The organism is Saccharopolyspora sp., assembly GCF_017434145.1.
GTDB lineage: Bacteria > Actinomycetota > Actinomycetes > Mycobacteriales > Pseudonocardiaceae > Saccharopolyspora_C > Saccharopolyspora_C galaxeae.
In genome coordinates, this window is sequence record NZ_JAFRFW010000062.1 from 1 (window position 1) to 7,335 (window position 7,335).

The 7,335-nt window shown below is 68.5% G+C and carries 7 protein-coding genes; 5 read left to right on the top strand and 2 right to left on the bottom strand.

The window, feature by feature from the left end:
• Nucleotides 1–248 (bottom strand): penicillin acylase family protein (locus tag IJH84_RS01595; protein ID WP_295139406.1); only part of this gene is annotated, 248 nt, incomplete at its 3' end.
• A gap of 176 nt (nucleotides 249–424) precedes the next feature.
• Between IJH84_RS01595 and IJH84_RS01600 the strand changes: the two genes are divergently transcribed.
• The 3 genes from IJH84_RS01600 (at nucleotide 425) to IJH84_RS01615 (ending at nucleotide 3,494) form a co-directional block, all read left to right on the top strand.
• Nucleotides 425–568, top strand: coding sequence for a hypothetical protein (locus tag IJH84_RS01600; protein ID WP_233627903.1), 144 nt, complete (start codon nucleotides 425–427; stop codon nucleotides 566–568).
• 1,069 nt (nucleotides 569–1,637) lie between these two features.
• Entirely contained in the window at nucleotides 1,638–2,918 is a 1,281-nt protein-coding gene (locus tag IJH84_RS01610) for an MFS transporter (protein WP_295139409.1), read from the top strand.
• A gap of 165 nt (nucleotides 2,919–3,083) precedes the next feature.
• The gene (locus IJH84_RS01615; RefSeq protein ID WP_295139412.1) at nucleotides 3,084–3,494 is read left to right on the top strand and encodes a hypothetical protein; all 411 of its coding nucleotides are present in this window, start codon (nucleotides 3,084–3,086) and stop codon (nucleotides 3,492–3,494) included.
• A 213-nt stretch (nucleotides 3,495–3,707) separates the two neighbouring features.
• On the opposite strand, the gene IJH84_RS01620 is transcribed toward IJH84_RS01615, so the two are convergent.
• Nucleotides 3,708–4,265, bottom strand: coding sequence for a Chromate resistance protein ChrB (locus tag IJH84_RS01620; RefSeq protein WP_295139415.1), 558 nt, complete (start codon nucleotides 4,263–4,265; stop codon nucleotides 3,708–3,710).
• Nucleotides 4,266–4,699: 434 nt separating this feature from the next.
• Between IJH84_RS01620 and IJH84_RS01625 the strand changes: the two genes are divergently transcribed.
• On the top strand, nucleotides 4,700–6,100 hold the full coding sequence (locus tag IJH84_RS01625) for a PepSY domain-containing protein (RefSeq protein ID WP_295139418.1): 1,401 nt from the start codon (nucleotides 4,700–4,702) through the stop codon (nucleotides 6,098–6,100).
• A 128-nt stretch (nucleotides 6,101–6,228) separates the two neighbouring features.
• The coding region (locus IJH84_RS01630) for a type I 3-dehydroquinate dehydratase (protein WP_295139421.1) at nucleotides 6,229–7,335 on the top strand (1,107 nt) is incomplete at its 3' end.

The window sequence follows — 7,335 nt, forward strand, 5'->3', positions numbered from 1 at the left end:
CCCGGGTCGCCGCGTCCGCGGCGTCGTCGGCGCCGACGTACGGCCGCAGCGCTCGAGCCAGCAGCGCCGGCCGCAGGTGACGCCGGTACCAGACCTCGAACAGCGCGGCCGCCGCCGAGTCGGGTGTCGTAGGTGTCGGTCGCATAGATGTGCGGGACGCCCCAGCGGTCGACCACGATCTCGACCAGACTCTCCAGCCCGGGCACCGCGAACGCCGTCCGCTCCCGCTCCTGCAGCTGTGCTGCCATGACATCGCCTCCAGCCTCGTCTCCCGCACCCGCAGTGAAGCAAGGAACGCAATGGTCGCGTCGCCGAGAACGAGAACCTGGTATTTAGTCTCTGGTCGAGATCACGGCGAACGCGGCAACCTGGGGCTTGGGCAAATGCAGGGTTTGCCGACCGATCGAGAGAACTGGGGCGAATCATGGCCGTCGCGAACCACAGGTGGGACCACCGCTGGCCGCCCCGCCACCGCTACTACTGGGACTGCCACTACGTCCGCTGGGGCGGCTGGGGCCGGGACCACGGCCGCGGCCGGTGGTTCTGCCACTGGCACCGCCGCTGGTGACAACGAGCCTGACGACAACTGAATGCGCAAAGTCCCCGGTGCCCAACGCACCGGGGACTTTTGCCGGTAGTTGCTCAACAAGCACCAGCGAAAAGCATTTCCCTGCTGCAGAGCCGGCACGTGCCGCTGCCGCACATGTGGCCACGCCGCAAGGCTGTCCCGGTGAACGCCAGCGATCCCGAAACTGCGATTGACCGTCAGGATCTCGTCGGACAGCGCAGGCGCGGCGTCGTCGACGGCGCGGGAGATCACGAGCGCGCCGACCATCTGGCTGAACATGGCGATGGCGCGTTCGCGAGCGGTCGTGAGAAGCGCCAGCGCGCAAGCCGTTCCTGCCGAGGACTGACAGGCCCGCGCACGTGCAGTACGCGTCGCGAGCGCACGCCGCATGGCAACTAGAACTCGCGGACTTCGGCAACCCACCACCATTCATCGTCTTCATCTTTCCGCTGCTCGCCGAGGTCGAGCACAACTGATTCGTCCTGCCGAGCCGCACCGCAAGACTTTGGCAAGTCGCCGCGAAGTTCGGACGACAATGCTTGCCGAGCTGCCCGTTGATCGCCGATGTTCCACCGACTCCGCTGCCCTGCAGCAGTTTCCGGGGCGGCTGCGACCGGCTCCGGCGGGCGTGCAGGTCCGGCCAGGAGCGGGACGGGTTCCGCGCTGCCGCGAAGAAGTCCAGGGAGCGCAGTTGCGAAGTGGGCGGGGCGTCCGTGCCCGCCTCGATCAGCAAGACCGACCGGGACGGATCTGCGGACAACCGGTTGGCTGCGACGCAGCCAGCAGACCCGGCCCCCACGACCACGGTGTCCACCACTGACTTCATCCGGCGCTCCTCGTGTCGGTGTGCATCCGATCCCGGCCGGCGGTCTTCCGGAAATCGGTGGCTGAAAGCAGCCCAATCGGGAAAGGTAGGTTCCAGTACGCGCCACGAGACAGGACAGGGGAACCTGTCGGGCACGGCGAAAAACGGGGTACCGCCGAGCACTAATGGATCGATACGTCCATTCCGGTTATCGCCGCGCAAAATGGCCGTCGCTACGCGGCGCGTGCGTACGAAAGGAGAGCAGTGTCCGCTCACGACCGGGACAGTGGACCTTCGCCGCTGCGCCAGCGAGACTTCCAGCTTCTGTGGCTGGGCAGCACCGTCAACCAGATCCTCGCGATGACCAGTCCGGTCGCTTTCCCACTGATCGCGGCCGACCTGCTGGGGGCATCGGTAACGCAGATCGGCCTGATCACCGCACTCAACTACCTCCCGTGGCTGTTGTGCACCCTGCCGTTCGGGGTCTACATCGGCAGATTGCCCCCTCGTGCGGTGCTGCTGGCCGCCGACATCGGGCGCGCGATGTCGATCAGCCTGATCCCGATCCTCTACGGGGTCGGGATCCTCGCGCTTTGGCACATCTACCTGGTCGTCACAGCTGTCGGCATGTGCACGGTGGCTTACGAGATCGCGTACCAGACGATTCCGCCGATGCTGTTGCCGCGCAATGAATTGACCAGGGGAAATGCTCGGCTGCAGGCGGGTCGTGCGGTATCGTTCACACTCGGTCCGGCACTCGGCGGGCTGCTGGTGACACTGCTCGGCGCCCCGCTCACCCCCGTGGCCAACACAGTAGGCTTCTTGATCTCCGGATGCTGCACCGCGGCGCTGCGCATCCGCGGGAAGGTGTCCTCGGAAAAGCCGACCGGTGGGCTGGTGCGGCAGCTCACGGACGGCATGCGGTTCGTCATCGCCGAGCCGCTGCTGCGCACCAGCACCCTCGCCTCCGCGATCGGCAACTGCTGCTTCGCAGGCTACGAGGCACTCGTGGTCGTCTTCCTCGCCCAGGAGGTGACCCTGCCGCCAAGTCAGCTGGGTCCGCTGATGGGGGTGGCCGGACTGGGCAGCTTGTTGGGCGCCGCGCTCGCGGGCAGGCTCGCGAAGCGGCTCGGCTCGGCTCGCTCGGTGTGGCTGCCCGCCCTCGCGGTCGCACCGTTCGGGCTCCTCCTCCCGGCAACCCGGCCCGGCTGGGGGACGCTGCTGTTCGTCGTGGGCACGCTCGTATTCTGCGCCGGCTTCGCCACGTTCACCGTCGGCCAGGCCACGGTGGTGCAGAGCGCCACTCCCCCAGCGCTGCTGTCCAGAGTGGTCGCCTGCACCCGGTTCGCCACCCGGAGCATGCTGTTCTGCGGAGGCCTCGTCGGCGGCGCACTCGGTGGCGCGCTCGGTCCCCGCAACGCCTTGGTCGTGATCATGGCCGGGTGGATACTCGCACCACTGCTCATGGCCTGCTCGCGGGTTCGACGCCTGCGCGACATTCCCGCGCCCGATCCGCAAAGGCACAGCGACCTCCTCTCCCAGTAGTCATGAACCAGGGCATAGCCACAGGGTCGCGAAACCGCCACGGGCGCGCCGTGCAAGATCGACCAAACCGGCGTCGGCGCAGTGCGAGCGGACGCAGGCGTGGCGTTGCGGACAGGCGTAGTCCTCCAGCACGAGCTTCGGTTCGAAACCCCAAGAGCCTCGACCATGAACCGGCTCGTCGACGGCGCGCTGGCCCGGAACCTGACTCCGTTCGTGGAGGTGCGGACCCGCGGGGAGATCGACGCGGTCCGCAACCCGGCGGAGTGCGTGATCGCGGTCAACAACAAGGAGATCAAGGCTCGCGAACGCGGGTCGCCCGACCTCGGTCGCAGCCTCGCGCTGCTCCCGGACCTGCGCCGTACCGGCACCCCGCTCCCGGTGAGCGCAGGCGGGGTCGGCTCCCCCGCCGAGGCCGCCGGACTGCTGGCCCGGGGATACCGGGCACTGCTGGTCGGAACCGCGCTGCTGCGCGCTCCTGCGATCAGCGCATGGGTCGCGGAACTTCGTGAACGCATGGCTCACCCCGGGCTGCCGACGGCACCGGGAACAACAACGCCGACCTCTACCGGGATCTGATCGTTCCGGCGGAAACCGATGGCTCGACACCGGTTCGCGGCCCTGCTCGAGGAAGCAGGTGTGCACGTGATCGGTGCCCTTGTCCGCGACCAGCAGGAATCGGCCGGTCCGGTCGGACACGGCGCCGGGCGCGTGCGGGCTGGCCCCGGAGCCACCGAACGCGACGCTGATCAGCGCGGTCACGTAGAACAAGTCGGCCGACGTTGCCCAGGGTCATCGACCGTCTTCGGCGAGGTAGACCTGATCGGCGAAGACGTCGAGCACCGCGGCGCAGCCCTGCAGTGCCTGCTCGGCCGCGGCCCGGCGGTCGGCTCCGAGCGAGTCGCGGAGGCGGACCTTGTCGAACCAGCCCCGGAGTTTGGCGAGGTCCTCGTCGTTCTCCTCCAGCTCGGCGTAGGTGAACTTCTCCGCGGTGGTCTCCTTGTCGATCTCGGCCCGGAATCCGCGGCACCGGTCGATGATCTCCTCGTACTCCTCGTCGCGCGCGGCGTTGTAGATCGCGGTGACCTCGGCCGCCCCGGCGAGGACGTCGCAGCGCATCAGCTGGGCGGTACCGCCCATTTCCCCGATGTCCTTGCGCAAGGAGCGCAGCGAGCGTTCGTGGGAGCTCGACTCGGGCAGCACGGCGGCCGAGTTCTGCAGGTAGACCGCGCCGATGCTCTTCAGCCTCCGCCACACGCTCGCGCGCAACCGGGTCGGTTCGCGCGGGACCCGGTAGACGAGCATCAGCCACCCCGGTGCAGCCTGCTCACGATCAGCGGCGTCGGTCACGGCCACCAGCCTGCCATCGCGCGACCGGCCCCGTCATGGATCTCAGGACGGCTCGGCACTCCCCGCCCCGACTGGGCCTGCAGCGGCCCTCGCGGCCGATGGGAAAACGAAAACGACTCGGCGTTGCCGCCGAAAGCTAACCGCGGTTAGTATTCGAAGCTGACCGGTGCGGCACCGCCGACGTCCTTCCGGCCATTCTCCCGCACATTCGCGCCGATGCGCGGCAACTCCGCCCGTTCGATGGCATCGTCCGCCGGTCACGCTACGAACACCTTTCGTCCGCGGGTCGTTGATGCTCGCGGAACCGCCGGTTCAGACTGTTCGAAGCAATAGGTCAACGGGTGCGGAAAAGTTCCCGAGCCACGAGTTGAATTCTGCGAATCCCGAAACCACTTCGTTTCCGCGCCCCTGATCTCGAACACCTTGGGAGTCGCATGGCAACGTCCACCACCGGCCAGCCACCCCCTCCAGAGGAGAAATCGCAGCACACCGGCTCGGTTGATGCCGTGGAACGCACGGGCGCGGCCAAGCCGCGTTCCGGGACGGCGGCACTCGCCCGCCGGGTGCACTTCTTGGCAGGTCTCGCGGTGGCGCCGTTTCTGGTCATCATGTGCCTCACCGGCCTGGCGAACGCGTTCACCCCGCAAATCGTCAACACCGTGCACGGGCAGGAATTGTTCGCCGATACCGGAACCGGCTCGCCGCGACCCGCATCGGACCAAGTCGCCGCAGCAGCAGCGGCGCATCCGGAAGGAATCGTGAAAGCGGTCATCCCGCCTCCTGAGCCGGACCGCACCACCCGCGTCGTCCTGTCGGTGCCCGGCCTACCGGACATCGACGAATTCTCCGAAGAAGACCTAACCGTATACGTCAACCCGTACACCGACCACGTCCAAGGTGAACTCACAACGGTCAAAGATCGCCCGCCCGCCCAGGTGTGGTTGCGCAACGCCCACGGCAACCTGCACCTCGGCCCACCGGGCAGGCTCTACTCCGAATTCGCGACCAGCTGGGTCCCGCTGATCGTTCTCGGCGGCCTCGTGCTGTGGCTCGGCCGACGACGCTCTCGCGGATTGCTGACTTCGTCGCGGCGCTCCACCAGCGAGCACGCGCGACTGCGGGGCTTGCACGGCTGGCTGGGCTTGTGTCTCAGCCTCGGCCTGTCGGCGCTGGCCGTTACCGGGTTCTCCCAATCCAATTTCGTGGGCGACCGGGTGGACCAGCTGCTCACGACACTCGATTCCGGCGAACCGAGCCTCGAATCCGAGAAGGTCGCCGCGCCACCGGGCGCAGCGCGGATCGACATCGACCGCGTGCTGGAAACCGCCGGTGCCGACGGCCTGCGCGGAGAACTGACCATCACAGCGCCCTCGGAACCCGGCGAGGTGTTCACCGTCGAGGAGACCGGCGAGGGCTGGCCCGTCCAGAGCGACAGCATCGCGGTACACCCCTACACCGGGCAGGTCACCGAACGCCTCGCGTTCGACGACTACCCGCTGCTGGCCAAGCTCAACGTCCTCGGCGTTCGGGCGCACGACGGAACGTTGTTCGGCATCCCCAACCAGATCGTCGTGTCCCTGGTCGCCCTCGGCACCCTGGTGCTGATCGTCCTGGCCTACCGGATGTGGTGGAGCCGTCGCCCGCGCGGCGCGTCGTGGCCGCCCGCCCCACCACCGATCTGGCGCGCTCACCCGAAAACTGCGCTGCTGGCACTGGTGACCGCTGCCGCGATCCTCGTCTGGGTGCTGCCCGTCGTCGGCATCACCCTGATCGGATTCCTCGTCACCGACATGGTCATCAACGCCGTGAAGCGTCGGCGGCGACCAAGAACCTGAAGCGAGCGTTGCACCGCGCGAGCCGACACCGCCTAGCACCGACGACCGTTCAGCCGCGTTGGAGCGGCTCGCGGTGCGCCGCAACGCGCCGGAAACCGACTCCGCCGCATCCGCACCGGGAGGCGAATTTGAGACCCGATGACTCGAAATTCGAGGCCAACGACGCCTTGATCAACGCAGTGCTGACCGATCCCGCGTCTGCCACGGACATCGCATCGCACGCGGCGCGGCAGGAGGTGGGCCTGGTCGAGGTCCGTGCTGATCTCGCCGGTGACCCCGACCCGGTCCAATTGCGCGAGCGCTTCGGTGCCCGTCTGCTTTACTGCCTCCGCAGCCCCGGCCGAGGTGGCGGGCTCGACGTCGCGCCGGAGCAACGGCACGCCCGGCTGCTGTCGGCGGCCGAGCATTACGACGTGGTCGACTTGGAAGCCGAGCACGACCTGGTCCCCGAGCTGCTGGACCGGATTCCGGTGCGACGGCGCCGCATCTCGTGGCATGGAACCGCCGCGGAGCGCGACGTGCTGCACGAGCGCTTCGACCGGATGGCGGCCATCGGTGCGGAGCTCTACCTGCTCACGACGTCCGCATCGCAGCCCGAGCAGGCGCTGGTACCGCTGCGGTTCCTCGCCGACCTCGGCCGTTCGGATGTCACCGCGTTCGCGACCGGAACCGCCGGGTTCTGGAGCCGCCTGCTGGCGCCCTGGCTCGGTGCTCCCGTCGTGTTCGGCAGGTTGGACGGCGACGACGCCGAAGTCCCCACCGTCGAGCAGCTGGTCGCGGACTACGGTTTTCCCCGGCTGCGCCGGCTGAACACCGTCTGCGGCATCGTCGGCCGCTCGGTGCTGGCATCGGTCTCGCCGCGGCTGCACAACGCCGGCTACCGCGCGCTCGGCATCCCCGCGTTGTACTTGCCGTTCCAGGTGGAGGAATTCGAGCCCTTCTGGGCCGCGGCCGCCGAGTCCGGCCTGAGCGAGCTCGGCCTCCCGTTGCGCGGGGCCACCGTCGTGTCACCGCACCAGGAGGCAGCGCTCGCCACGGCAGGCACCGCCAGTGCGGCGGCGCGCAGTTCGGGTTCGGCGAACTCGCTGGTGTCGCACGGGGATTCGTGGCGCGCCGACACGTCCAACAGTCCCGCGATCAGCCTTGCCCTGGCCCGCTTCGACATTCCCGTCTCCGGCCGCAAAGCCGCCGTGATCGGTTGCGGCGGTGCCGGACGCGCCGCCGCCCTCGCCCTC

Bases quoted from the DNA above. Each gene is read 5' to 3' on its own strand.
- IJH84_RS01600 (WP_233627903.1), top strand. From the start codon at position 425: ATGGCCGTCGCGAACCACAGGTGGGACCACCGCTGGCCGCCCCGCCAC.
- IJH84_RS01615 (WP_295139412.1), top strand. From the start codon at position 3,084: ATGAACCGGCTCGTCGACGGCGCGCTGGCCCGGAACCTGACTCCGTTC.
- IJH84_RS01625 (WP_295139418.1), top strand. From the start codon at position 4,700: ATGGCAACGTCCACCACCGGCCAGCCACCCCCTCCAGAGGAGAAATCG.